Below are 25,409 nucleotides of genomic sequence, written 5' to 3' on the forward strand. Positions count from 1 at the left end.
TGGGAATAGGTTCGGTACGGCCCTTTCGCCTGCCGGTCAGACCCGATATGAATTGCCTTTCATGACGTTTCGCATCAACCGGGTGCCGGTTGCACGGACGTGAAGCACGACAATAACAAGGGTCCGTCGACCTAGCCTTTAGCCTGAAGCGTTTGGAGGAAGTCCATGGCAGCCAAGACAAAATTCCGGGGATCATTCACTGCCTTGGTGACGCCCTTCAAAAACGGCGCGGTGGATGAGGCGGCATTCCGCAGCCTCGTGAACTGGCAGATCGCCGAGGGCACGCACGGCCTGGTGCCGGTCGGCACCACGGGCGAGAGCCCGACGTTGAGCCATGACGAGCACAAGCGTGTGGTCGAGTGGTGCATCGAGGAGGCCAAGGGCCGGGTGCCCGTGATCGCCGGCGCCGGCTCGAATTCGACCAAGGAGGCGATCGAGCTCGCCGAGCACGCGGAGAAGGCCGGAGCCAATGCGGTGCTGGTCGTGACGCCGTACTACAACAAGCCGACCCAGGAAGGCATGTACCAGCACTTCAAGGCGATCAACGATGCGATCGGCATTCCGATCATCATCTACAACATCCCGCCGCGCTCGGTGATCGATATGTCCGTGGACACCATGACGCGGCTGTTCGAACTGAAGAACATCGCCGGCGTCAAGGACGCGACCGCGAGCATGGTGCGGGTGTCGCAGCAGCGCGCCGCGATGGGCGAGGACTTCAATCAACTGTCGGGCGAGGACGCGACCATCATCGGCTACATGGCGCATGGCGGTCACGGCTGCATCTCGGTGACCTCGAACGTCGCGCCGCGGTTGTGCTCGGAGTTCCAGATCGCCTGGCAGAAGGGCGATGTCACCACGGCGCTTAAGATCCACGACAAGCTGATGCCGTTGCACACCAACCTGTTCATCGAGAGCAATCCTGCGCCGGTGAAGTATGCGATGTCGCTGCTCGGCAAGCTGGACGAGAAGCTGCGCCTGCCGATGGTGCCGGTCTCTGAATCGACACGCCAGGCCGTCCGCAGCGCCATGGTGCATGCCGGACTGATCAACTGAAGCTCTTCAACCTAACCCCATCGCAGCCAGATTTTGGAAGTGACCGCCATGGCGCTACGTGACGCTGAACAGAAGGGCTCCCAAATGCTCAAGGAGTTCCGTGATTTCGCGATGAAGGGCAATGTCGTCGACCTTGCCGTCGCCGTCATCATCGGCGGCGCCTTCGGTGCCATCGTGACTTCGTTGGTTGGCGACATCATCATGCCGATCATCGGCGCGATCACGGGCGGACTCGATTTCTCCAACTATTTCACCGGGCTTTCCAAGGCGGTCACTGCGACCAACCTGGCCGACGCCAAGAAGCAGGGCGCGGTGCTGGCCTGGGGCAACTTCCTGACGCTGACGCTGAACTTCCTGATCATCGCCTTCGTGCTGTTCCTGGTCATTCGCGCCATGAACCAGTTCAAGCGCAAGGATGAGGCCAAGCCCGCGGAGCCGCCGAAGCAGTCCGACGAGGTCGTGCTGCTGACGGAAATCCGCGACCTCCTCAAGAAGGGCTAACGTGGCCGACAAGAACGAACGTCCGATCAAGGTTGTCGCTGAAAACCGAAAGGCCCGCTTCAACTACGCCATCGAGGATACGGTGGAGGCCGGCATTTCGCTGACCGGCACCGAGGTGAAGTCGATCCGCAGCGGCAAGAGCACGATCGCGGAATCCTATGCGGATTCCAAGAACGGCGAGATATGGCTGATCAATGCCAATATCCCCGAATATCTGCAGGCCAACCGCTTCAACCACGAGCCGAAGCGGCCGCGAAAGCTCTTGCTGCATCGCAAGCAGATCAACAGGCTGCTCGGCGCCGTCGACCGCGAGGGCATGACGCTCATTCCGCTGAAGCTGTACTTCAACGAGCGCGGCCGTGCCAAACTGCTGCTCGCGGTTGCCAAGGGCAAGAAGCTGCACGACAAGCGCGAGTCCGAGAAGAAGCGCGACTGGGGCCGCGAAAAGGGCCGCCTGATGCGGGCGCGGGGATAGGGTGTCCGGAGCGCCGCCACTGCGACGACGGCGGATGGAGATTGGTCCGATGAACCAGAGCAGCCTCACCGATGTCGACTGGAGCAAGATCCCGGCACCCACGGACGATGGCGGTGCGGCGCATCTGACCGGCATGACGATCCCGCCGGTCAGGTTGCGCGCCACCGACGACACCTCGGTGGCATTGTCGGCGCTCGAGGGCCGCACCGTGGTGTTCGCCTATCCGCGAACCGGAGAGCCCGGCAAGATCGGGCTGGTCGACGATTGGGACATGATCCCTGGGGCCCGCGGCTGTACGCCGCAGACCTGCGCCTTCCGCGACCTGTTCGCCGACCTGAAGGCGGCCGGTGCCGCCCAGGTGTTCGGGCTGTCGACGCAGAGCAATGCGTACCAGACCGAGATGGCGTCGCGCCTGCATCTGCCGTTTCCGGTGCTGTCGGACGAAGCGCTGGAACTGACGCACGCGCTCAGATTGCCGACGATGTCGGTGGCGGGCCTGACGCTGATCAAGCGGCTAGCGCTCATCATCGACGATGCGCGCATCACGCACGTGTTCTATCCGGTGTTCCCGCCTGACCGAAATGCCGGCGACGTGCTGGAATGGCTGCGGGCCAATCCGCGGAAAGATGAGAGCGCTTCCAAATAAAGTGGATATCGGTTCGCGAGGTGGATACCGGGCGAAGGGCTCTAGCCGAGCTCCTTGCGCACGGTCGCGAACACCTTGCGGAACATGTCGGTCGTCAGCACGCCGGTGTTCGTATTGTAGCGCGAGCAGTGGTAGCTGTCGTAGAGCTTGAACGTGCCCGCGCTATGCACGGCGCCGTGCACAAAGGGCGCGGCAGCCAGACGAATATCCAGGGCCTTCAACGTTGATTCGTGCGCGATTCGCCCGAGCAGCACGATCGCGCGCAGCTTCGGCATCGTGGCAATGGTGGCACGGAGGAATTGCCGGCAGGTGTTGATCTCGGCCGGCAGCGGCTTGTTCTGCGGCGGCACGCAGCGCACCGCGTTGCTGATCCGGCAGTCCACCAGCTTCAAGCCGTCGTCCGGCCGCGCCTGATAGACGCCGCTGGCGAAGCCATATTCGAGCAAGGTCGCGTAGAGCAGATCGCCGGCGTAATCGCCGGTGAAGGGACGGCCGGTGCGGTTGGCGCCCTGCATGCCCGGAGCGAGCCCGACGATCAACAGCCGCGCATTCGGATCGCCGAACGATTCCACCGGCGAGTTGAACCAGTCCGGGTGGAGCGTGCGGGCCTGTGCGCGAAAGTCGGCCAGCCTGACACAGAGCTGACAGTTGCTGTCGGGGCGCGTGGGTGCGGTGACGAGATTACTCGTCGAAATCGTCATCGGCTCCCCGGGGGGCCATCGTGGTCGCGCGCTGCAGGAATTGCGGGGAGTGGTGACGTGGTTCGCGCGGGGCCGGACGTTCGGACGGATCGCGGCCGAGCTTGGATTGCAGCTCGACGAGGTCGGTGAAGACGTCGGCCTGGCGGCGCAGCTCGTCGGCGATCATCGGCGGCTGGCTCGCAATCGTGGAGATGACGGTGACCCGGACGCCGCGGCGCTGCACGGCCTCGACCAGCGAGCGGAAGTCGCCGTCGCCGGAAAACAGGATCATCTGGTCGATGTGCTCGGCCAGCTCCATGGCATCGACGGCGAGCTCGATATCCATATTGCCCTTCACCTTGCGGCGGCCGCTGGCGTCGATGAATTCCTTGGTCGCCTTGGTGACCACGGTGTAGCCGTTGTAGTCGAGCCAATCGATCAGCGGACGGATCGACGAATACTCCTGATCCTCGATAATCGCCGTGTAGTAGAACGCACGGAGCAGGGTGCCGCGACTCTGGAATTCCTTGAGAAGGCGCTTGTAGTCGATGTCGAAGCCGAGCGTCTTTGCGGTTGCATAAAGATTGGCTCCATCGATGAAGAGCGCGATCTTGTTGGAAACAGGTGACGACATCAAAGTGTTCTCGCGTGGTTGTTAGTGTTCTTAGCGCGGCGGTGATCAACCGCGCGTAATTTCCGGCGTTGCTGCCTAAAGTACTGTGAATCTTTCCCCACGACAGTCACCACCGCAATTATGGTGAGGCGAGGGCAAAAAGCCTAGACCTTTGACATTGCAATGAAGAGATTTACTTGTCTGGGACAGCAACCTAGCCATGTCGTCAGACGCTCCGGCCCTTCTGGCCCCGGCAGAGGGGGTTATCAGAGCCTGTTGGGAAGGCAAATCACAAATTTTGCCTTGCGAAACGGGGGCTAGCCCTATAACTAACCCTCATAACCTACATGTTTGGTCCCTTTTACCACGGAGCGCCTCGAGATGGCTCGCGTCACCGTCGAAGATTGCATTGATAAGGTCGACAATCGTTTCGACCTCGTCCTGTTGGCCGCGCATCGTGCCCGGATGATCTCGTCGGGATCGCAACTCACGGTTGATCGCGACAACGACAAGAATCCGGTCGTTTCGCTGCGGGAGATCGCCGATTCGACGATCTCGCCGGAGGACCTGAAAGAGGAACTCGTGCACTCCCTGCAGAAGTTCGTCGAGGTCGACGAGCCCGAGCCGGACACCGTGCCGCTGATCGGCTCCGCCGGTGCCAGCGTGGACGCCGACGACACCGAGGTCGCGGTCGAGCGCATGACCGAGGAAGAGCTGCTGAAGGGCCTCGAGGGTCTGGCGCCCCCGGAAGAGCAGCCCGAGGAAGACGAGTAAGCTCGTCATTCGGCTCCGCATCTCGGATCAATTTGCCAAAGGCCCGGACATCGCTCCGGGCCTTTGCTTTTGTTGACAATTTTGCTGTTACGGTGCGTCCTATGCGGGCGCGGGAAATTGAATGGTTCCGGGCCCCGCGCGGGGTGCTGCTTCGTTCGAAAGCGCACTAGATTGAGGAAGAAGGGACGTTCCGGTCCCGCGAGAGGCAGCGAGTTCATGGCGTATCGACGCCGCAGTTCCATCCAGATGCAGGCTGCAACGGAAACGGTCGCGGTCGCGCCGGCGTCGTCCATGGCGGAGCGGCCGGCCAAGCCGCGGACCCGAATGATGCGACAATATGACCTTGTCGAGCGCGTCCGGTCCTATAACCCCGACACCAACGAAGACCTGCTCAACCGCGCCTACGTCTACGCCATGAAGGCGCACGGCACGCAGATGCGTGCCTCCGGCGATCCCTATTTCTCGCATCCGCTCGAGGTCGCCGCGATCCTCACCAACCTCAAGCTCGACGACGCCACGATCGTAGCGGCGCTGCTGCACGATACGATCGAGGACACCGAGGCGACGCGGGCCGAGATCGACCATGTGTTCGGCCATGAGATCGGCGCGCTGGTCGAAGGCCTGACCAAGCTGAAGCGGCTGGAGCTGGTGTCGCGCGAGGCCAAGCAGGCCGAGAATCTGCGCAAGCTGCTGCTGGCGATCGCCGACGACGTCCGCGTGCTGCTGATCAAGCTCGCCGACCGCCTGCACAACATGCGCACGCTGGAATTCGTGCCGCCGGCCTCGCGCCGCCGCATCGCCGAGGAGACGCTGGATATCTATGCGCCGCTGGCCGGCCGCATGGGTATGCAGGAGATGCGCGAGGAGCTGGAGGACCTGTCGTTCTTCGTGCTCGATCCCGAGGCCTATGCCGTGGTCAAGCAGCGGCTCGATTCACTGGCCGAGCGCAACCGCAACCTGATCGGCGAGATCGAAACCCAGCTCTCCAAGAACCTGCAGAAGAACGGCATCACGGCGCGGGTGTTCGGCCGCCGCAAGCAGCCGTTTTCGATCTGGACCAAGATGGAGCGCAAGTCGGTCGGCTTCGAGCAGCTCTCCGACATCTACGGCTTCCGCGTCATCCTCGACGATGTCGGCGCCTGCTACCGCGCGCTCGGCATTGTCCACACCACCTGGCCGGTCGTGCCGGGCCGCTTCAAGGACTACATCTCGACGCCGAAGCAGAACGACTACCGGTCGATCCACACCACCGTGATCGGACCGGGCAAGCAGCGCGTCGAGTTGCAGATCCGCACCGAGGAGATGAACCAGATCGCCGAGTTCGGCATCGCCGCGCATGCGTTCTACAAGGAGGGGGCGGGCTCGCCGCATGAGCGGCTGAAGCACGAGTCGAACGCCTTCGCCTGGCTGCGCCACACCATCGGCATCCTCTCGGAGAGCTCCAATCCCGAAGAATTCCTCGAGCACACCAAGCTCGAGCTGTTCCACGACCAGGTGTTCTGCTTCACGCCGAAGGGCAAGCTGATCGCGCTGCCGCGCAACGCCAACGTGATCGATTTCGCCTATGCCGTGCACACCGGTGTCGGCAACAGCGCGGTCGGCTGCAAGATCAACGGCAAGTTCGCGCCGCTGTCCTCGGAACTGCAGAACGGCGACGAGGTCGAGGTGCTGACCTCGAAGGCGCAGTCGGCGCCGCCGTCGGCCTGGGAAGCGCTCGCCCGGACCGGCAAGGCGCGCGCCGCAATCCGGCGTGCCACCCGCGATGCGGTGCGCGACCAGTATGCTGGCCTGGGCCGCCGCATCGTCGACCGCCTGTTTGCCCGCGCCAAGATCGAATATGCCGACGACAAGCTGAAGGGCGCCTTGCCGCGGCTCGCCCGCACCTCGATCGAGGACGTGATGGCGTCCGTCGGACGCGGCGAGATCAAGGCTTCGGATGTCGCGCGCGCGATGTATCCCGACTACAAGGAAGAGCGGCTGGTGCGCTATGGCGCCAAGAAGGGGCTCGCCGCCAAGCTGAAGACGCAGACCCCGCCGCATCCGGCGCGCGCTACCTCGGTGATCCCGGTGCGTGGCATCAATTCCGACCTGCCGGTGAAGTTCGCGCCGAACGGCGGCGCCGTGCCGGGCGATCGGATCGTCGGCATCGTCACGGCGGGCGAGGGGATCACGATCTATCCGATCCAGTCGCCGGCGCTGAAGGATTTCGAGGAGGAGCCGGAGCGCTGGCTCGACGTGCGCTGGGACATCGACGAGACCATGCCGCAGCGCTTCCCCGCGCGCATCCTGGTCCACAATGTCAACGAGCCGGGCAGCCTCGCCCAGATCGCGACCGTGATCGCCGAGCACGACGGCAATATCGACAACATCCACATGTCGCGCCAATCGCCGGATTTCACGGAGCTGACCATCGATCTTGAGGTCTATGACCTCAAGCATCTCAGCGCTATCATCGCGCAGTTGCGCGCCAAGGCCGTCGTTGCACGGGTCGAACGCGTCAACGGGTAAGGACGCATGCGCAGGGCATAGGCGAGCGGAAGCGACCCCTTCGGACGGTTACGCCCCCGCATGACAGGCTAGAATTGCAGGTTAGAGACATGTCAAAGGCTGCTCCGCTCCGTCTCGGTATCAATGTCGATCATGTCGCGACCCTGCGCAATGCGCGGGGCGGGGCGCGGCCCGACCCGGTGCGGCTGGCGCTAGCCGCGATCGCGGCCGGCGCCGACGGCATCACCGCGCATTTGCGCGAGGATCGCCGTCACATCCGCGACGAGGATATGGCGCGGCTCAAGGCCGAGATATCCAAGCCGCTGAATTTCGAGATGGCGGCGACCGACGACATGCTGCGAATTTCGCTCGCCACCAAGCCGGATGCGGTCTGCCTGGTGCCCGAACGGCGTCAGGAACTCACCACCGAAGGCGGCCTCGACGTGGTCGGCCAGCACAATGCCCTGGCGCCGTTCATCGCGCGGCTCAATGATGCCGGCATCAGGGTCTCGCTGTTCATCGCCGCCGATCCCAGGCAGATCGAGATGGCCGCGCAGCTGAAGGCGCCCGTGATCGAGATCCACACCGGCGGCTGGTGCGACGCCGTGGTCGACGGTCACAAGGACAAGGCGGAGGTCGAGTGGAAGCGCATCGTCGCCGGCGCCAAGCTGGCGCAGGCGGCCGGGCTCGAGGTCCATGCCGGCCACGGGCTCGACTATGAGACGGCGGAGACGATCTCCGCGCTGCCCGAAATCCGCGAGCTCAACATCGGCTATTTCATGATGGGCGAGGCGCTGTTCGTCGGCATCGCCGCCACGGTGCGCGAGATGCGTGCGGCGATGGACCGCGGCCGTGCCAGGGCGCAAGGCGCGGTCAGCGTATGATCATCGGCATTGGCTCCGACCTGATCGACATCACCCGGATCGCGAAGGTGATCGAGCGGCACGGCGAACGCTTCCTCGATCGCATCTTCACCGACGCCGAGCGCGCCAAGGCGATGCGCCGCGCCAACAGCGAAAAGATGGTAGTCGCGACCTACGCCAAGCGGTTCGCCGCGAAGGAGGCCTGCTCCAAGGCGCTCGGCACCGGTATCCGGCGCGGGGTGTGGTGGAAGGACATGGGGGTGGTGAACCTGCCGGGAGGACGGCCGTCGATGCGGCTGACTGGCGGGGCGCTGGCCCGGCTCCAGGAGCTGACACCCGAGGGTATGCAGGCGCAGATCGACCTTTCGATCACGGACGATTGGCCGCTGGCGCAGGCCTTCGTCATAATTTCGGCGGTTGCTCCCGCCAGATGAGCGCGTGGCGCCGGAATTTGCCAGAAAACTTCGGTAAACTAAAAAATCATTGACATTTCAATGAATTGCGAAGTTTTGAGGCGGCGATTGATTGCGCCCCTGCGAACAACCGTCTAAAACGCCGCAGGGTATCGAGCGAGACGCGGATTCCAAGTTTAGGCTGGAATTTGCCCTCAAGATCAGAATCAAGGCCATTTTCCTCACGCGGGGGTCGAACGCTTCGCGTGGAGAGAACGTTCTGCCACCGCGTGGGCATCAGGGCCTGCGGGAATTGGGAAAGCAATGAGCGCGACCACCGGGACCAAATCTGAGAGCGGCGTGGGCGAGACCATCCGCGTCGTCATCCATGCCCTTCTGATCGCGCTCGTCATCCGCACCTTCCTGTTCCAGCCGTTCAACATCCCCTCGGGGTCGATGAAGGCGACGCTTTTGGTCGGCGACTACCTGTTCGTCTCGAAATATTCCTATGGCTACAGCCACTATTCGATCCCGTTCTCGCCGAACATCTTCTCGGGGCGCATCTTCGGCTCGGAGCCGAACCGCGGCGACATCGTGGTGTTCCGCCTGCCGCGGGATGACTCCACCGACTACATCAAGCGCGTCATCGGACTGCCGGGCGACCGCATCGAGGTCCGGAACGGGCTGCTCTACATCAATGATGAGCCGATCAAGCGCGAGCGGCTGAGCGATTTCGTCGGCGAGGACCCTTGCGGCTCGGCGGATGCCACTGCCCGCGTCAAGCGCTGGAAGGAAACGCTGCCGAACGGCGTCAGCTATGAGACGCTCGACTGCACCGACAACAGCTACATGGACAACACCATCGTCTACACTGTTCCGCCCGGGCATTTCTTCATGATGGGCGACAACCGCGACAACTCCACCGACAGCCGCTTCCTGTCGCAGGTCGGATACGTGCCGTTCGAGAACATCATCGGGCGTGCCCAGATGATCTTCTTCTCGATCGCCGAGGGCGAGCAGGCCTGGATGATCTGGCGCTGGCCGTTCGCCGTGCGGTGGAACCGCCTATTCTCCATCGTGCGATGAACGACGATACCGCAGCCATCAACGACCAAGCGCCGACCGGCGAGCCGAGCCAGACGCCCGCCGCCGAAAGCACGGCCGCGCCGAAGAAGCGGCGCAGCAAGGCTGCCAAGGCGGCCGAAGAGAAGGCCGCGATCGCCGGCACCGAGGCGCGTATCGGGTATACGTTCTCGGATGCCGCGCTGCTGACCACCGCGTTCACCCACGTCTCCGCGCTGAAGCCCGCCACCCGCAACCGCGCCGACAGCTACCAGCGGCTGGAATTCCTCGGCGACCACGTGCTCGGGCTGATCGTGTCCGACATGCTGTTCCGGGCGTTCCCGAAGGCCGACGAGGGCGAATTGTCGAAGCGGCTCGCCGATCTCGTGCGCAAGGAAAGTTGCGCCGACGTCGCCAAGTCGCTCGGGCTGCTCGAGGACATCAAGCTCGGCATGGTGAAGGCGGTCGAGGGCGCACGGTTGCGCAAATCCGTGCTCGGCGATATCTGCGAGGCGGTGATCGGGGCGATCTTTCTCGACGGCGGCTACGAGGCCGCGCGCCAGTTCGTCGAGCGCAACTGGACCGAACGGATGCACAAGCTGCGCCGGCCGCTGCGCGATCCCAAGACCGTGCTGCAGGAATGGGCGCAAGGCAAGGGATTGCCGACGCCGGTCTATCGCGAGGTCGAACGCACCGGCCCGCACCACGATCCACAATTCCGCGTTGCGGTTGACCTGCCGGGCCTGGCCTCCGCCGAGGGCCTCGGGGGCAACAAGCGCGCGGCCGAGAAAGCAGCAGCATCCGCGATGATCGAGCGTGAAGGCGTCGGTACCAATGACTGACGAACCCAAAGGGCAGGGGGATGCGACGCGCTGTGGCTTCGTCGCGCTGATCGGCGCGCCCAATGTCGGCAAGTCGACGCTGGTCAACGCGCTGGTGGGCTCCAAGGTCACCATCGTTTCGCGCAAGGTGCAGACCACGCGCGCGCTGATCCGCGGCATCGTGATCGAGGGCAACGCGCAAATCATCCTGGTCGACACGCCCGGCATCTTCGCGCCGCGGCGCCGGCTGGACCGCGCCATGGTGTCGACCGCCTGGAGTGGCGCCCACGACGCCGATCTCGTCTGTGTGCTGCTCGATGCGAAATCGGGCATCGACGAGGAGGCCAATGCGATCCTCGCCAAGCTCGAAACCGTGGCGCATCCGAAGATCCTGGTGCTGAACAAGGTCGACCTCGTGCAGCGCGAGAAGCTGCTGGCGCTGGCGCAGGCCGCCAACGAGCGGATGCGCTTCGAGCACACCTTCATGATCTCGGCGCTGTCGGGCGATGGCGTTGACGATCTGCGCCAGGCGCTGGCCAGGCTGGTGCCCGCGGGACCGTTCCTCTATCCCGAGGACCAGATGTCGGATGCGCCGATGCGGCATCTGGCGGCCGAGATCACCCGCGAGAAGATCTACAGCCACCTGCATCAGGAACTGCCGTACCAGTCGACGGTCGAGACCGACAGCTGGACCGACCGCAAGGACAAGTCGATCCGCATCGAGCAGACGATCTTTGTCGAGCGCGAGAGCCAGCGCAAGATCGTGCTCGGCAAGGGCGGCGCCACCATCAAGTCGATCGGCGCGCAGGCGCGTGCCGAGATCGCCGAGATCATGGGCGTGCCCGTGCACCTGTTCCTGTTCGTCAAGGTGCGCGAGAATTGGGGCGACGATCCCGACCGCTACAAGGAAATGGGGCTGGATTTCCCCAAGGAATGAGCCGGCGCTTGAACGTGCCCAGAGCAATGAGCGTGCCCAAAGCAATGAATGTGCCCAGAAATGTGCTGCGGTTTGAGGTGCTGCTCTATCTGTCGCTGACGCTCGACGCGTTGTCGGTGGCGTTCCAGGACCGCACGCCGACCGACGTGAGGACCGATCAGATGATCACCGGCGAGACGCTGACCGCCGGCTGCATGATCCTCCTGCTGGTGTATTTCGTCCGGCTTGCCGCGCAGCACCGCAAGAACTGGCCGCGTTGGGCGCTGGGTGTGATGCTGGTGCTGTCGGTGATCTCGCTGGTCCAGGTGATCGGCGAAAAGGGCCTGGAGCTCGACAGCGCCATCGAGGTGGTGTCCTGCATCCTGACCGCGGCCGGGCTGTATTATTCCTTCACCGGCGACGCGCAGGGCTGGTTCAACGCGTAGGCTGCGTTGGGCGGGTTAGCCCAACGGGTCCGCGCCAGCGCGGCCCGATTGCAGGCTCCGGCCTAACCCGCTATGTAACTTCCTGGCGATATCGGCGGATTGCACTGCGCTGATCCGCCCTACGATGATACATTTCCAGCCATGGAATGGACCGATGAAGGCATCGTGTTGGGCGTGCGGCGGCATGGCGAATCCTCCGCCATCGTCGAGCTCTTGACGCGAGAGCACGGCCGCCATCTCGGCCTGGTGCGCGGTGGCGCCAGCTCGCGGATGCGCCCGTTGCTGCAGCCCGGCAACAGCGTCACGGCGGTGTGGCGGGCGCGACTCGACGAGCATCTCGGCATGTATGCGCTGGAGGGCACGCGGCTGCGGGCGGCGACGCTGCTCGCTTCGTCGCACGCGGTCTATGGCGTGACGCATCTGGCTGCGCTGGCCCGGCTGCTGCCGGAGCGCGACCCGCATCAAGACATCTACGAGATGCTGCAGGGCACGCTCGACGATTTCGACGATGCCGACGTCGCGGCGGTCCACTTGATCAGGTTTGAGCTGGCGATGCTGACCGAGCTCGGCTTTGGGCTCGATCTGGAAAACTGCGCGGCGACCGGAGAGACCACCGACCTGATCTACGTGTCGCCGAAATCCGGCGGCGCCGTATCCCGGGCCGCCGGCGAGCCGTGGCGCGACCGGCTGTTGCCGCTGCCGGCGTTCCTGCGCGAAGGCGAGGGCGGCGCCAACAGCTGGTCGGAGCAAGACCTGCGCGACGGCTTCCAGATCACCGGCCTGTTCCTGCTGCGCCACGTGCTGGAGCCCCGTGGTCAAGGCCATTCCGACGCCCGCGACGGGTTTATCAACGCCGTGACCAGGCCGCGAAGCCGAACAGCGGTTCCGTAAGGCCGATTCGGGCCCTAAATTCCCGGTGATTCGCGGCTTGCCCGATTCACCGTCAAGGTTTAACGCCTCCCCATGGGAAAACGACAGGTTCCGCCGGAAAAGCCGGCCGAAATTCACGACGTGCCGCTGCGTGATGCGCTCGAGGAGCGCTATCTTGCCTACGCGCTCTCGACCATCATGCATCGTGCGCTGCCGGATGCCCGTGACGGGCTGAAGCCGGTGCACCGCCGCATCCTCTACGGCATGGACCTGCTCGGGCTTGACCCGCGCGCGGCATTCAAGAAGTCGGCCAAGATCGTCGGCGACGTGATGGGCTCGTTCCATCCGCATGGCGATCAGGCGATTTATGACGCCATGGTGCGCCTCGCGCAGGATTTCTCCTCGCGCTACCCGCTGGTCGACGGCCAGGGCAATTTCGGCAATATCGACGGCGATAACGCGGCCGCGTACCGCTACACCGAAGCGCGCATGACCGAGGTCGCGCGGCTCCTGCTTGAAGGTATCGACGAGGACGGTGTTGAATTCCGCCTCAACTACGATGGCCAGTCGAAAGAGCCGGTGGTGCTGCCCGGCGGCTTCCCGAACCTGCTCGCCAACGGCGCGCAGGGCATCGCGGTCGGCATGGCGACCTCGATCCCGCCGCACAACGCCGCCGAGCTCTGCGACGCCGCGCTGCATCTGATCGAGAAGCCCGACGCCAAGTCGAAGGCGCTGCTGAAGTGGGTCAAGGGCCCGGACTTCCCGACCGGCGGCATCGTCGTCGATTCCAAGGAAGCGATCGTCGAGGCCTACACCACGGGGCGCGGCTCGTTCCGCACCCGCGCGCGCTGGACCCAGGAGGAGGGCGCGCGTGGCACCTGGGTGATCGTCGTCACCGAGATCCCGTGGCTGGTGCAGAAGTCGCGGATTGTCGAGAAGATCGCCGAACTCATCAACGAGAAGAAGCTGCCGCTGGTTGGCGATGTCCGCGACGAATCGGCCGAGGACGTTCGCCTCGTGATCGAGCCGAAATCCCGGACCGTCGATCCGGCGCTCATGATGGAGTCGCTGTTCCGGCTGACCGAGCTGGAAAGCAAGATCTCGCTGAACCTGAACGTGCTGATCAAGGGCCGCATCCCGAAGGTGGTCGGCCTTGCCGAATGCCTGCGCGAATGGCTCGATCATCTGCGCGACGTGCTGGTCCGCCGTTCCAATTTCCGCAAGACGCAGATCGAGCACCGGCTGGAAGTGCTGGGCGGCCACCTCGTCGCCTACCTGAACCTCGACAGGGTGATCAAGATCATCCGCACCGAGGACGAGCCGAAGCCGGTCTTGATGAAGACCTTCAACCTCACCGACGTCCAGGCCGACGCCATCCTCAACATGCGCCTGCGCAATCTGCGCCGCCTGGAGGAGATGGAGATCCGCACCGAGGACAAGGATCTGCGCAAGGAGCTGAAGGGAATCGAGGGCCTGCTCGGCTCCGAGACCGAGCAATGGGCCAAGGTCAGCGATCAGGTGCGCAAGGTCCGCGATATCTTCGGGCCGAAGACGCCGCTCGGCAAGCGCCGCACCACCTTCGCCGATGCGCCCGAGCATGATCTCGCCGCGATCGAGGAAGCCCTGGTCGAGCGCGAGCCGTGCACCGTCGTGATCTCCGAGAAGGGCTGGGTGCGGACGCTGAAGGGCCACGTCGAGGATCTCTCGGGGCTCGCCTTCAAGACCGACGACAAGCTCGAGCACTCGTTCTTTGCCGAGACCACCTCGAAGCTGCTGCTGTTCGCCACCAACGGCAAGTTCTACTCGCTCGATGTCGCCAAGCTGCCGGGCGGCCGCGGCCATGGCGAGCCGATCCGCATGTTCATCGACCTCGAGCAGGACGCCGCGATCATCTCGCTGTTCGTCAACAAGGGCGAGCGCAAGTTCCTGATCGCGAGCAGCGAGGGACAGGGCTTCGTCGTCAAGGAAGAGGACTGCGTCGGCAACACCCGCAAGGGCAAGCAGGTGCTCAATGTCGAGATGCCGAACGAGGCCCGTGCGATCACCACGGTGAACGGCGACACCGTTGCCGTGATCGGCACCAACCACAAGATGGTGCTGTTCGGTCTCGACCAGGTGCCGGAGAGGGCGCGGGGCCGCGGCGTCCGGCTGCAGAAATACAGCAGCGCGGAGCTGTCCGATGTCGCGGTTTTCGATGCCAAGGCCGGCCTGACCTGGAAGGACTCGGCCGGCCGCGAGCACAGCATGACCTTGAAGGAACTGGCCGACTGGCGCGGCAACCGCGCCGACGCCGGCCGGCTCGCCCATGGCCTGCCGAAGTCGAACAAGTTCAATCGCGGCGTGGAGTAGTTGCGGTTGGCGGGTTAGGCGCAAGCCGTAACCCGCCGTTCGACGGCCGCGGTGTGATAGTATCCACATTTCGCCGGGCTATAACCGTCGCCGACGATATCGGGCGACGGTTGCCATGGCGGACAATCACGACCACGACCACGACCACAGCGGTCATTCTCACGGGCATTCTCACGCCAGGCATTCCCATGCCGGGCACAGCCACGCGCCGGACAGTTTCGGTACGGCCTTTGCGGTCGGCGCGTCGCTGAACACTGCCTTCGTCATCGCCGAGCTGATCTTCGGCTATTCCGCCAACTCGCTGGCGCTGGTCTCCGACGCCGTTCACAATCTCTCCGACGTCATCGCGCTGCTGCTGGCCTGGGGCGGGGTGTGGCTGGCCGGCAGGCGCCCGACCGACACCCACACCTATGGCTATCGTCGTGCCTCGATCCTGGCGGCGCTGTTCAATGCCGGGCTGCTGTTGATCGCGGTCGGCGGCATCGCGGTCGAGGCGATCAACCGCCTCCGCGAGCCGGCCGAGGTCGCAAGCTGGACCGTGGTCTGGGTCGCGGCGCTCGGCATCCTGATCAATGGCGGCACGGCGCTGCTGTTCATGCGCGGCCGCGACGGCGACCTCAATGTGCGCGGCGCCTATCTGCATATGGCGGCGGACGCCGGCGTCTCGTTCGGCGTCGTGATCGCCGCGCTGCTGATCATGGCGACCGGCTGGCAGTGGCTCGATCCGGCGATCAGCCTCGTCATTGCCGTGGTGGTGCTGCTGAGCGGCTGGGAGCTTGCCCGCGACAGCGTCAACCTCGCGCTCGACGCGGTGCCGAGGGGCATCGATCTCAAGCGGGTGAGGGACTATCTCGGCGCGCTCGAGGGCGTCACCGAGGTGCACGACCTGCACATCTGGGCGATGAGCACCAGCGAGACCGCGTTGACCGCGCATCTGGTGCGGCCCGGCGGACATGACGATGTCTTCCTGCATCGGGTCTGCGCCGAGCTGTCGGAGCGGTTCAGCATTCACCACGCCACGCTGCAGGTCGAGATCAGCAGCGAGACCTGCCGGCTGGCGCCGGCGGAAATGGTCTAGCCGACGCGACCGCCACGCACTCGCATTCAATTGATCGGTCGACCCAGGTGCGCATCTTCCGCGGACGGCGACGACGCGGCACATTGCGACCGCGCGAATGGCGGGCGTGGCCAATGGAGGGCAACGTGAAGAAGGCAATCGGTCTTGCGATGTTGCAGACGCTGGCCACGATGCAGAAGATCGCCGACACTTTGACGAAGGAAAAGGCGCAGCTCTGGATCAACCACGACAAGGCCCAGCGCGACGGGCTGAAGCTGTCGCCGGACTTTTATGATTGAGCGGCTGCGGCACCGTTTCACTTTCGCCCAGCCCCGACCGGCCTGATCAGCTGTGCGGGGCAGACGGTGCGGTCACCGGCGGGGCGGGCGTGTGCTTCGGCTTCACGGTGCCGGCGTAGAACGACAGCGCGTAGACCAGGATGATGCCGGCCAGATAGACCCCATAGGATTGCGGCGGGGTGATCGCCCACTGCATGAGGCGTCGGATCGGGTTTGGCGTGCCAGCGTCGTTGTCCATGCGCTCTTGTGCGCGAAGGTCGCGGTAAAGGAAAGCGGAATCGCCACAATCCGGCGGCGGTGTTCCCACGCGAAATGGTGAATCGGACCGGCCTTGCAATGCCGCATTCGCGTCCGCATCTGTCACGCGACGACCAGCCCTTCCTCCCGCACCAATTGCCCGGCATAATCCTACGTATGGAACTGACGCCCCGATTGCGCCTGATGAATTGGCTGGTCCGCCAGGGGCTGACCGGCCTGCCGGAAAACGACCTGCTGCGCGGCTTCTGCGAGCGCTGCCGGGCCGCCGGCATGCCGTTGTCGCGGGCGATCGTCTTCATCGACACCCTGCATCCGATCTTCGAGGGCCGCGGCTTCCGCTGGAACGACGGCGAGAGCAACGAGGCCGACATCTTCGAATACGGCTCGACCAGCAGCGGCGAGGCCAGCCAGAACTGGCGGCGGTCGGCGTTCCATCACATGCTCGAAAGCGGCCATGACGAGATGGTGATCGATCTCAACGGCTCGCACGGTTTTTCGATGATCGGCGACCTCGCCGAGAAGGGCCACAAGCATTTCGCCGCGTTCGTGCACCGCTTCGGCGAGGCCGGCACGATCGGCGAGATGGACTGCTTCTATTCCTACTACACCACCCGCCGTTCGGACGGCTTCGACGAGAACCACATGTCGGCGCTGCGCGACCTGGTGCCGGTGCTCGGGCTCGCGATCAAGTCGGCCGCCCAGGTCGAGATCGCCCGCACGCTCGGTCGGGTCTATCTCGGCCGCGAGACGGCGGAGCAGGTGCTGCGCGGGCGCATGCAGCGCGGCATCACCGAGAAGATCAAGGCCGTGCTGTGGTACTCCGACGTGCGCGGCTCGACCGCGATCAGCGAGCGCATCGGTCCCGACGAGATCATCCCGTTCCTCAACGACTACGCGCAGGCTTCGATCGACGCGATCCATGATGCCGGCGGCGAGGTGTTGAAACTGATCGGCGACGGCGTGCTGGCGATGTTCACCAGCGAGAACATGGCAAGCGCCAGGCGCGCGGCGCTGCGCGCCGAGCACAGATTCCGCCATAACATCCGCGTGCTGAACGATCGCCGCGAGAACGAGAGCCGGCCGACGACCACGGCCTATGTCGGCCTCCATGTCGGTGAGGTCTTCTACGGCAACATCGGCAGCGAGGACAGGCTGGATTTCACGGTGGTCGGGCCCGCCGTCAACGAGGTCAGCCGGATTGCTTCGATGTGCGCCTCGGTCGACCGCGAGTTGCTGACCTCGACCGATTTCCGCACCGGCCTCGACGCCGCCGGCCGCAACTATCTGGTCTCCACCGGCCGCTTCGTCTTGCGCGGCATCAGCCATGCCCAAGATCTCTATACGCTGGATCCGGCCGTTACCGTCGACGAGGTCGTCGGCGGCAAATATGAACGGTACCTGGCGAGCTGATCTCTCTCCCCGTCATTGCGAGGAGCACAGCGACGAAGCAATCCATGTCCCCACAAGCGGGGGAATTGGATTGCTTCGCTTCGCTCGCAATGACGTTGAGGGGCGGTTCAGCACCGCACCGGTTCGCCGACCATGTCGGGCTGACGCCTGAGCGACACCGCGGGCGACATCAGGATGACCAGCGCCTGGGCGGCGAAGATCGCGGCCGCGAGGTAGAGGCAGGCTTCAGCGCCGTAGAGGCCACCGACGACGGCGCCGAGCGCGGAGCCGAGCGGGCGGGCGCCGTAGCTCATGATGTTGATCGCGGAGACGCGGCCGAGCAGCGACGGCGGCGTCACTGATTGCCTGAGCGTAGTGGTCGAGATCACCCACAGGATCGGGCCGACGCCGAGCAGGAAGAAGCCGAGGCCCGCGAGCAGCGGCGTCGCAATCCAGGTGGTCAGCGCCATCACGAGTGAGGCGACGAGGCCGGTGACCGGGCCGAGCCCGATCACGGTGCCGAACGCCAGCCGCTTCATCACGCGGGTTGCGAACAGCGCGCCGACCACCATGCCGACCCCGTACATCGCGAGCGTCGTGCCGACACCGGTGGCGCTGAGCCCGAGATGGCGCACCGCATAGGGCACGAACACGGCGAGCAGCAGGAAGGACGCGGTGTTGAAGATGAACTGGGTGATGAACACCGGCCGCAGCAAGGCGTGATGCATCACGAAGGCCGCGCCTTCCTTGATGTCCTGCAACGGATGGCGTCGCGCGGCGGGCTGGCGCGCCGGCTCGTAGATGCCCGCGAGCAGCACGACCGCGATCGCCGACAGCATCGCGGCAAAGCCGAATGCGGGCGCAGCGCCGACCCAGCCGACCAGCACGCCGCCAAGCGCGGGGCCGCTGGCGAAAGCGACCGTGCGGGCAAGTTCGATACGGGCATTCGCGGCCGGCAATTGCTGCGAGGTCACCAGGGACGGGACCAGCGCAGGAGCTGCGACGCTATAGGCAACCGTGCCGCAGACCGCGATGAAGCCAAGCAAGGCGAGCAGCGGCAAGGTCATCGCGCCGAACCACAGCAACAGCAGGATCGCGGCAAGGGCCGCGGCGCGCAGCGCCTCGGAGCCCGCCATCACCCAGCGCCGCGACACGCGGTCGGCCAAGAGGCCGGCGGGAATCGCAAACAGGATGAACGGCAGCGTCAGTGCGGTCTGCAACAGGCCGGTCTGGCCCTCGCCGACGCCGAGCACCAGCACGGCGACGATGGGCGCGGCCGCAAGCGCAATCTGCTCGGCCGATTGCGCGGCGAGGTTGGACCAGGCCAGGCGATTGAAGGTGGCGGGCAGGCGCGTCGTATCGGCGGACATGGCAGGATCCTCAGGGATATTCGATCTGGCCATAGTGTGTGGTTGGAAGACGCCCGATCCCACCCGTTTCCCGACAACGCCAAAAACAAAGGCCCGCCGGGAGGGCGGGCCTTGCCGATGCGACGTTCAGAGCCTGATAGGCCATCAAGGTTTGGCATCACAAGCGAGCGGCCCCGTGATCGTGCCTGCGCTGTGCTACGACCTCGGGCCAAGCGTCGCGTGGCCCGCTCCCGATATGCTGGTCGGCGCCGTTGCCGTGCTGTCGACGGACGGGGCCGGCACTTCCGCTTGAGTGGCACGCAGCGCACTCAATAGGTTGGTCATGGCGTCGGGGCCGTCCGGGAAGCCTGCCTCCGAGAGGATCTTGTCGATCATCGGCTTGAACGCCGAGACCGACAGCAGTTGCGCGGCGAGGCCGTCGCCGAGCCCGAGACCGCCATTGCCGTTGGCATGGCCATTGGCGCCGCCGCGGCCGAGCATGCCGCCGGTGTCGAAGATCCGGATGTCGGAGATCTTCTCGATCGGCTTCACCGCCTCGGCGAGCGCGCTCGGGATCACGTTGATTCGCGCCAGGTTGAGATCGTAGTCGATCATCTCGGCGCTCAACTTGTTGCGCGCCTCCGCCTTCATCGTCGCGACCTCGGCCTCGGCCTGGCCGAGCGCCTTGACGCCGGCGGCGCGCGTGGTGGCGGCCGCCGCATCGGCCTTGGCGAGCACATTGGTGGCCTCGGCCTTGTTGGCGGCGGCCTGACGTTCGGCCTCGGCCATGACCGTGATCGGCATCGCGTCGGTCTCGGCTGCCTTGCGCGCCGCGATCACGTTGATGATCTTGTCACGCTCGGCGATTTCGGTGGCGCGCGCCGTGGTGACCTTTTCCTCGGCGGCGATCGCGACCGCCCGCGCGGTCTCGGCGATGGTCTGGGCCTCCGACTGCTCCTTGCTCTTGGCCGCGACCGCGATCGCGCTTTCCTGGGCGACGATCTGAAGGTCGCGCTCCATCTCGGTGTTGCGGCGCTTGACCGCGAGATCGGCCTCGATCTTGCGGGTGTCGCGGGCCTGGTTGGCCTCGGTCTGCTTGTTGGCGACCGCGAGCTCCTGCTGGATGCGGTATTCGGCTTCGTTCTGCAACGCGGTCTGTTCGACCTGCGCGGTCTGAGCGCGCATCGCGGCGGTCTTGTTGGCGATGTCGCGCTGCTGTGCCAGCTCGGCCTCGCGCTTGGTGCTCTCGATCGTCAACGTGGTCTGCCGCGCCACCAGATCCTGCTGGGCGATATTGACCTCGGTCGTGCGGACGATCTGGTTGCGCTCCTGCTCACGCTCCTTGGTGATCTTGGTCAGCGTGGTGAGGCCGTGTGCGTCGAAGAAGTTGCTCGGGTTGAAGTGCTTGATGTCGCTCTGGTCGAGCCGGGTCAGCGACACCGATTCAAGCTCGAGACCGTTGTTCTGGATGTCGGCGCCGACCGCGTCCTGCACCGCCTTGACGAAGGTCGCGCGTTGCTCCTGCAACTCCTCGAGGTTCATGGTCGCGGCGACCGAGCGCAGGCCGTCGACGAACTTGGCCTCGACCAGCTCGCGCAGCTCGGCCGCGTCATTGGTGCGGTTGCCGAGCGTCTGCGCGGCCAGCGCGATCGACGAAGAGTCGGGTTTGACGCGCAGATAGAACTCGGCGCCGATGTCGACGCGCATGCGGTCCTTGGTGATCAGCGAATCGGGGCCGCCGCGCGCGACCTCGAGCCGCAACGTCTTCAGGTTCACCGCGGCCGTGGAGTGGAAGATCGGCAGCACGAGTGAGCCGCCGTCGAGCACCACCTTCTGGCCGCCGAGGCCGGTGCGGACATAGGCCTCATCGCGCGTCGAGCGCTTGTAGAGTTTTGCGAAGAGCAGACCGATAACGAGAATGGCAATGACGCCAATAACGACGGGTACAGCAAGTTCCCACATGTGTTATGCCCTGTTGGAAGATCGTTGTTCGACGAGGTCGGAAGGAGCGGCAATCGCAATGAAGCCCTTGGCGTCGCGGTCGACCAGCAGCACGCTGGCGCCGACCGGCAATGCCTCGGACTCCGCGCTGGCACGCGCCGACACGGTGTGCCAGTTGCCGAAGACATCCTTGAGACGGACCCTGCCGGGCATGCCCTGATCGAGCGGGCCGACCGACACGGTTGCGACCTTGCCGACAAAGTCGCTGTCGTTGACCGCATAGCTCTCGTCGCGCGGAATGATGCGGGCGAGGCCGCGGCTTGCATTTCTGATGACGGGGACGCTGCCGGCGGCAGCCACCACCGCCGCAATCGAGACCGGGATGGCGGTGCCTGCGGCATGCGCCAGTCCCTGAAGCAGGAAGCCTCCGATCGAGAATATGCCGAGTATCAGGATGATCAGGATCAGGAGGGGAAGCCGCCCGGCGTTGATCCAGAGAAACAGGCCACTGAGAGCGTTGTGGCTCTCGGCCTCGACCGCGAAATCCTTGCCGACGAGTTCGCTGATCGAAAGTCCGACCATGGTGGTCAGCAGCTCGATACCGCCAAGTGCCACCATGATCGCAGCCGCGACCGCGAAGGGCCGTACGTCCGGGGCGAGCAGAATGTCGCCAACTGCACTCATTTTTCTGACTTGATCCTTTCAAGCCGCGCCGCGATTTCCTTTTCGCGGTGCAGGCGATCGAGTTCGTCAAGCTCCTTGTCGCCGAGCACGCTGGAGGCGGGGACACCGGTGACCCGGGCAATCGCCGCCATGGCGCGTTCGGCACTCAATGTATTGGTCGTCGATGGGCCCCGGCTGGTTTCGTCCTTGGCCTCGCGGATCAGACTTTGTTCGAGATCGGCCAATCGCGCCTCTGCCTCGCGCCGCGCGCCGAGCATGGCTTGCAGCGCCTTGGTCTGCTCGTCGATCTCGAGCTCGATGAAATCCATCGCGCGTTCCAGCGCGATCACCTGCGACTCCAGGTCAATTTGCCGTGCGACACCGGCGCGCGCGAGATCCTCGCGACTTTCCGCAAGTGCGAGACGGATCTTCTCGTTGAGGTTCGCCGTTTCGGTATCCAGTTCTTCGCGGCGCCTCTTCAAACGGAATTCCTCGGCGCGCGACTTGCCGAGCGCATAGCGCGCTTCGTCGGCGCCGGCGTCGATCTCGCGGATCGCCTGTTTGACCAGGGCGACCTTGTTGTTGCTCTCGACGTTGTCGATGGTCTGGCTTGCGATGGCGGCAAGAAGCCGGCCCATGCGCGCAAGGATGCCTTCGTGAAGCATGGTCTTCTCCTCCGGTTGTGCTGATTTCGATTTGACGGCGATGTGGATTTCGTAGCCGCGTCCATCCGAGATCAAATGCGCGGGGAAGGGGCTTTCCCAGCCCGAGACATATCCCGGCACGTCGAACGGCACCAAGACGCGCCCGCTGACAGTGCTAATGGTCAGTGAAGTTGGGCCCTTGATTGCAAACAACTTGTCGTCGAGCGGTATCCGGCGGACGGCGGCGCCTGCGATGTAGTTGGCGCGGTCGCGCAGGCCGAGCGTCACAAGTCGCGCGGGCAGCCCCGTCTCCTTGCGGATCTTCTCGTAGGCCTGGGCGTGCAGCGAGACCAGATTGGCGCCGACGGGCGCGACCTCGGCGAGGATCGCCATCATTCGGTCATAGGCCGCAAAGGTCGCCTCGATCGCCTCTATGCCCGACGGGTCGGGGGCGAGGGCGTAGCGCAGCGTCGCGGTTGGCGTCTCGACGGGCAGCTTGATCATGCATTCAACGTAAAGCACTTCTTCAGTGCTTTACAAGCCAGATGGCTGGTATCATTTTCGTGAGCCTAGATGCAGTTGCAAATGAGTTGCAATAAAGGGGGAGATCGGTCATCCTTCTTGGATGGACGCTCGCACCCCTGAAATGTCTCCCGTTTCTGTTGCCGATACCGTGCCAGGCGGCTGGCGGGGCGACGCCGGCCATGCGCGGAGCCTGCCCGAGGTGAACGCAACCGTTGCGGTCCCGAGCACAGGCCTGTGGTGGCGGCGGCTGCTGGCCTTTGCCGGGCCGGGCTATCTGGTCTCGGTCGGCTATATGGACCCCGGCAATTGGGCGACCGATCTGGCGGGCGGGTCGAAGTTTGGCTACACGCTGCTGTCGGTCATCCTGCTCTCCAACCTGATGGCGATCCTGCTGCAGGCGCTCGCGGCGCGGCTCGGCATCGCGACCGATCGCGACCTGGCGCAGGCCTGCCGCGCGACCTATTCGCGGCCGGTGAATCTGCTGCTGTGGCTCGCCTGCGAGGCCGCGATCATCGCCTGCGACCTCGCCGAAGTGATCGGCACCGCGATCGCGCTGAAGCTCTTGTTCGGCATTCCCCTGATCGGCGGCGCGCTGCTTGCGGCGCTCGATGCTTTCCTGCTGCTGCTCCTGATGAACCGCGGCTTTCGCTTCCTCGAAGCCTTTGTGATTGCGCTCCTGATCGTCATCGCGGTCTGCTTCGGCGTCCAGATCGCCGCCGCCGCGCCGCCGATTGCCGCGGTCATCGGCGGCTTCATGCCCTCGCGCGAGATCGTCACCAATCCGGAGATGCTCTACATCGCGATCGGCATCATCGGTGCCACCGTGATGCCGCATAACCTCTATCTGCACTCCTCGATCGTGCAGACCCGCGCCTATCCGCGCACCGAGGAGGGCCGGCGCGATGCGATCAAATGGGCGACCACCGACTCCACCATCGCGCTGATGCTGGCGCTGTTCGTCAACGCCGCGATCCTGGTGCTGGCGGCCGCGACCTTCCACAAGAGCGGCCACTCAGATGTGGCCGAGATCGATCAGGCCTTCGAGCTGCTGTCGCCGCTGCTCGGCCTCGGCATCGCCTCGACGCTGTTTGCCGTGGCGCTGCTGGCTTCCGGCCTCAACTCGACCGTGACGGCGACGTTGGCCGGCCAGATCGTGATGCAGGGCTTTCTCGATCTCAAGCTGCCTGACTGGCTGCAGCGGCTGGTGACGCGCGGCATCGCGATCGTCCCGGTCATCGTGGTCGCCGCGCTCTATGGCGAGAGCGGCACCGCGCAGCTGCTCGTGTTCAGCCAGGTCGTGCTGTCGATGCAGCTGCCGTTCGCGGTGATCCCGCTGGTGCGCTTCGTGTCCGACAAGCGCAAGATGGGTGCATTCGCGATTTCGCGCCCCGTTGCGGTGGCAGCATGGATCGTCGCCGGCCTGATCGTCATCCTGAACGTGAAGCTGCTGATCGATACGATCTTCAGCACCTGGAGCGTCTGACCGAAAACCCGCTAGTCCTGCGGCTCGGCCAGCGCCTCGCCTGACGCGTCGACGCGCAGCCAGCCCGACGGCGCGAGTCGCTGCTGCGGCAGGAAGCGGCCCTTGTAGTCCATCTTCTTGGAGCCCTCGATCCAGTAGCCGAGATAGACGTAGGGCAGGCCCTGTCGGCGGGCGCGGGCGATGTGGTCGAGGATCATGAACGTGCCGAGCGAGCGGGCTTCAAGCCCCGGCTCGAAGAACGAATAGACCATCGACAGCCCGTCGCTGAGTACGTCGGTCAGCGCCACCGCCATCAGCTCGTCGCCGCGGCCGGTGATGGCGCTGTCGGCATTGCGCTTGCGGTACTCGATGATCCGGGTCTCGACATGGCTGTCCTCGACCATCATCGCGTAGTCCAGCACGGTCATGTCGGCCATGCCGCCGTTGCGGTGGCGGCGGTCGAGATAAGCGCGGAAGACCGAATATTGCTCAGAGGTCGGCACCGCCGTGCGCTGCTCGCCGATGATGTCGGCATTGCGGGCCAGCACCTTGCGGAAGTTGCGGGAGGGGCGGAATTCGTTGGCGACCACCCGGACCGAGACGCAGGCCCGGCAGGCGTCGCAGGCCGGGCGATAGGCGATCGACTGGCTGCGGCGGAAGCCGCCATGGGTCAGCAAGTCGTTGAGATCGCCCGCTTTGTCGCCGACCAGGTGCGTGAAAACCTTCCGCTCGTGCCGGCCCGGCAGATACGGGCAGGGAGAGGGCGCCGTCAGATAGAACTGCGGGGTATCACGCGAGTGCTGGGTCACGTCAGATCGTCGGGCTCCACAAACAATACAGGCAGCCGAGCTAGCATCGCCCCCCGGAGGCT

The 25,409-nt window shown here is 64.8% G+C and carries 25 protein-coding genes and 1 pseudogene; 18 read left to right on the plus strand and 8 right to left on the minus strand.

Translation table 11 applies throughout. The annotated features are described in order from the left end of the window. Nucleotides 1–165: 165 nt before the first annotated feature. The 4 genes from dapA (at nucleotide 166) to ACVW1C_RS38370 (ending at nucleotide 2,678) form a co-directional block, all read left to right on the plus strand. On the plus strand, nucleotides 166–1,056 hold the full coding sequence (gene dapA, locus ACVW1C_RS38355; RefSeq protein WP_456762665.1) for a 4-hydroxy-tetrahydrodipicolinate synthase: 891 nt from the start codon (nucleotides 166–168) through the stop codon (nucleotides 1,054–1,056). Nucleotides 1,057–1,140: 84 nt separating this feature from the next. Next, the gene (gene mscL / locus ACVW1C_RS38360; RefSeq protein WP_456762666.1) at nucleotides 1,141–1,557 is read left to right on the plus strand and encodes a large conductance mechanosensitive channel protein MscL; all 417 of its coding nucleotides are present in this window, start codon (nucleotides 1,141–1,143) and stop codon (nucleotides 1,555–1,557) included. A gap of 1 nt (nucleotide 1,558) precedes the next feature. Next, complete coding sequence (gene smpB / locus ACVW1C_RS38365; RefSeq protein WP_456762667.1) at nucleotides 1,559–2,032, plus strand: SsrA-binding protein SmpB; 474 nt, start codon at nucleotides 1,559–1,561, stop codon at nucleotides 2,030–2,032. A gap of 49 nt (nucleotides 2,033–2,081) precedes the next feature. Next, nucleotides 2,082–2,678 (plus strand): peroxiredoxin, encoded by a 597-nt coding sequence (locus ACVW1C_RS38370; RefSeq protein ID WP_456762668.1) that lies wholly within the window; start codon nucleotides 2,082–2,084, stop codon nucleotides 2,676–2,678. 41 nt (nucleotides 2,679–2,719) lie between these two features. On the opposite strand, the gene ACVW1C_RS38375 is transcribed toward ACVW1C_RS38370, so the two are convergent. Then, entirely contained in the window at nucleotides 2,720–3,379 is a 660-nt protein-coding gene (locus ACVW1C_RS38375) for a uracil-DNA glycosylase (protein ID WP_456762669.1), read from the minus strand. After that, nucleotides 3,360–3,992, minus strand: a complete 633-nt coding sequence (locus tag ACVW1C_RS38380) for a LabA-like NYN domain-containing protein (protein WP_016844002.1) — start codon at nucleotides 3,990–3,992, stop codon at nucleotides 3,360–3,362. The genes ACVW1C_RS38375 and ACVW1C_RS38380 overlap by 20 nt, the downstream gene beginning before the upstream one ends. A gap of 360 nt (nucleotides 3,993–4,352) precedes the next feature. Here ACVW1C_RS38380 and rpoZ point away from each other — a divergent pair, with 360 nt between their 5' ends. The 12 genes and pseudogenes from rpoZ to ACVW1C_RS38440 form a co-directional block, all read left to right on the plus strand. Continuing rightward, nucleotides 4,353–4,745, plus strand: coding sequence for a DNA-directed RNA polymerase subunit omega (rpoZ, locus tag ACVW1C_RS38385; protein ID WP_016844003.1), 393 nt, complete (start codon nucleotides 4,353–4,355; stop codon nucleotides 4,743–4,745). A 216-nt stretch (nucleotides 4,746–4,961) separates the two neighbouring features. Next, nucleotides 4,962–7,253, plus strand: a complete 2,292-nt coding sequence (locus tag ACVW1C_RS38390) for a RelA/SpoT family protein (RefSeq protein ID WP_456762670.1) — start codon at nucleotides 4,962–4,964, stop codon at nucleotides 7,251–7,253. Between the two features lie 89 nt (nucleotides 7,254–7,342). Further along, a complete protein-coding gene (locus ACVW1C_RS38395; protein ID WP_456762671.1) occupies nucleotides 7,343–8,116 on the plus strand; it encodes a pyridoxine 5'-phosphate synthase in 774 nt (257 codons plus the stop codon). Further along, complete coding sequence (gene acpS, locus ACVW1C_RS38400; RefSeq protein WP_298369081.1) at nucleotides 8,113–8,529, plus strand: holo-ACP synthase; 417 nt, start codon at nucleotides 8,113–8,115, stop codon at nucleotides 8,527–8,529. Before ACVW1C_RS38395 ends, acpS begins: the two co-directional genes overlap by 4 nt. A 282-nt stretch (nucleotides 8,530–8,811) precedes the next feature. Then, nucleotides 8,812–9,573, plus strand: a complete 762-nt coding sequence (lepB, locus tag ACVW1C_RS38405) for a signal peptidase I (RefSeq protein WP_456762672.1) — start codon at nucleotides 8,812–8,814, stop codon at nucleotides 9,571–9,573. Further along, nucleotides 9,570–10,391: a ribonuclease III gene (gene rnc / locus ACVW1C_RS38410; RefSeq protein WP_050422613.1), complete on the plus strand. Its 822-nt coding sequence runs from the start codon at nucleotides 9,570–9,572 to the stop codon at nucleotides 10,389–10,391. The genes lepB and rnc overlap by 4 nt, the downstream gene beginning before the upstream one ends. Further along, nucleotides 10,384–11,307 carry a GTPase Era gene (gene era, locus ACVW1C_RS38415; protein WP_456762673.1) on the plus strand — a complete coding sequence of 308 codons (924 nt, stop codon included), beginning with the start codon at nucleotides 10,384–10,386 and terminating at the stop codon, nucleotides 11,305–11,307. The genes rnc and era overlap by 8 nt, the downstream gene beginning before the upstream one ends. A 44-nt stretch (nucleotides 11,308–11,351) precedes the next feature. Next, on the plus strand, nucleotides 11,352–11,732 hold the full coding sequence (locus ACVW1C_RS38420) for a hypothetical protein (protein WP_456762674.1): 381 nt from the start codon (nucleotides 11,352–11,354) through the stop codon (nucleotides 11,730–11,732). Nucleotides 11,733–11,873: 141 nt separating this feature from the next. Next, complete coding sequence (gene recO, locus ACVW1C_RS38425; protein ID WP_456762675.1) at nucleotides 11,874–12,623, plus strand: DNA repair protein RecO; 750 nt, start codon at nucleotides 11,874–11,876, stop codon at nucleotides 12,621–12,623. A 72-nt stretch (nucleotides 12,624–12,695) separates the two neighbouring features. Next, complete coding sequence (gene parC / locus ACVW1C_RS38430; RefSeq protein ID WP_456762676.1) at nucleotides 12,696–14,951, plus strand: DNA topoisomerase IV subunit A; 2,256 nt, start codon at nucleotides 12,696–12,698, stop codon at nucleotides 14,949–14,951. Nucleotides 14,952–15,066: 115 nt separating this feature from the next. Beyond that, nucleotides 15,067–16,029: a cation diffusion facilitator family transporter gene (locus ACVW1C_RS38435; RefSeq protein ID WP_456762677.1), complete on the plus strand. Its 963-nt coding sequence runs from the start codon at nucleotides 15,067–15,069 to the stop codon at nucleotides 16,027–16,029. 155 nt (nucleotides 16,030–16,184) lie between these two features. Continuing rightward, a pseudogene (locus ACVW1C_RS38440) lies at nucleotides 16,185–16,307 on the plus strand (N-acyl homoserine lactonase family protein); the annotation flags it as partial. Nucleotides 16,308–16,353: 46 nt separating this feature from the next. Here the strand turns inward: ACVW1C_RS38440 and ACVW1C_RS38445 are convergent. After that, on the minus strand, nucleotides 16,354–16,545 hold the full coding sequence (locus ACVW1C_RS38445) for a hypothetical protein (protein ID WP_456762678.1): 192 nt from the start codon (nucleotides 16,543–16,545) through the stop codon (nucleotides 16,354–16,356). Between the two features lie 176 nt (nucleotides 16,546–16,721). On the opposite strand from ACVW1C_RS38445, the gene ACVW1C_RS38450 reads away from it, so the two are divergent. Next, nucleotides 16,722–17,975 (plus strand): adenylate/guanylate cyclase domain-containing protein, encoded by a 1,254-nt coding sequence (locus ACVW1C_RS38450; RefSeq protein ID WP_456762679.1) that lies wholly within the window; start codon nucleotides 16,722–16,724, stop codon nucleotides 17,973–17,975. Nucleotides 17,976–18,082: 107 nt separating this feature from the next. On the opposite strand, the gene ACVW1C_RS38455 is transcribed toward ACVW1C_RS38450, so the two are convergent. The 4 genes from ACVW1C_RS38455 to ACVW1C_RS38470 all read right to left on the minus strand — a co-directional run bounded on the left by ACVW1C_RS38455 (nucleotide 18,083) and on the right by ACVW1C_RS38470 (nucleotide 23,055). Continuing rightward, nucleotides 18,083–19,324 (minus strand): MFS transporter, encoded by a 1,242-nt coding sequence (locus tag ACVW1C_RS38455; RefSeq protein ID WP_456762680.1) that lies wholly within the window; start codon nucleotides 19,322–19,324, stop codon nucleotides 18,083–18,085. Nucleotides 19,325–19,519: 195 nt separating this feature from the next. Continuing rightward, entirely contained in the window at nucleotides 19,520–21,265 is a 1,746-nt protein-coding gene (locus tag ACVW1C_RS38460; RefSeq protein WP_456762681.1) for a flotillin family protein, read from the minus strand. 3 nt (nucleotides 21,266–21,268) lie between these two features. After that, nucleotides 21,269–21,928, minus strand: coding sequence for an OB-fold-containig protein (locus ACVW1C_RS38465; RefSeq protein ID WP_456762682.1), 660 nt, complete (start codon nucleotides 21,926–21,928; stop codon nucleotides 21,269–21,271). Then, the gene (locus ACVW1C_RS38470) at nucleotides 21,925–23,055 is read right to left on the minus strand and encodes a PspA/IM30 family protein (RefSeq protein WP_456762683.1); all 1,131 of its coding nucleotides are present in this window, start codon (nucleotides 23,053–23,055) and stop codon (nucleotides 21,925–21,927) included. The genes ACVW1C_RS38465 and ACVW1C_RS38470 overlap by 4 nt, the downstream gene beginning before the upstream one ends. 121 nt (nucleotides 23,056–23,176) lie before the next feature. Here ACVW1C_RS38470 and ACVW1C_RS38475 point away from each other — a divergent pair, with 121 nt between their 5' ends. Then, nucleotides 23,177–24,559, plus strand: coding sequence for an Nramp family divalent metal transporter (locus ACVW1C_RS38475; RefSeq protein WP_456762684.1), 1,383 nt, complete (start codon nucleotides 23,177–23,179; stop codon nucleotides 24,557–24,559). Nucleotides 24,560–24,570: 11 nt separating this feature from the next. Here the strand turns inward: ACVW1C_RS38475 and ACVW1C_RS38480 are convergent, their stop codons facing one another. Continuing rightward, nucleotides 24,571–25,347: an arginyltransferase gene (locus tag ACVW1C_RS38480; protein ID WP_092114746.1), complete on the minus strand. Its 777-nt coding sequence runs from the start codon at nucleotides 25,345–25,347 to the stop codon at nucleotides 24,571–24,573. Between the last annotated feature and the right edge of the window lie 62 nt (nucleotides 25,348–25,409).

The sequence above is a fragment of the Bradyrhizobium sp. USDA 4011 genome (genome assembly GCF_054063415.1).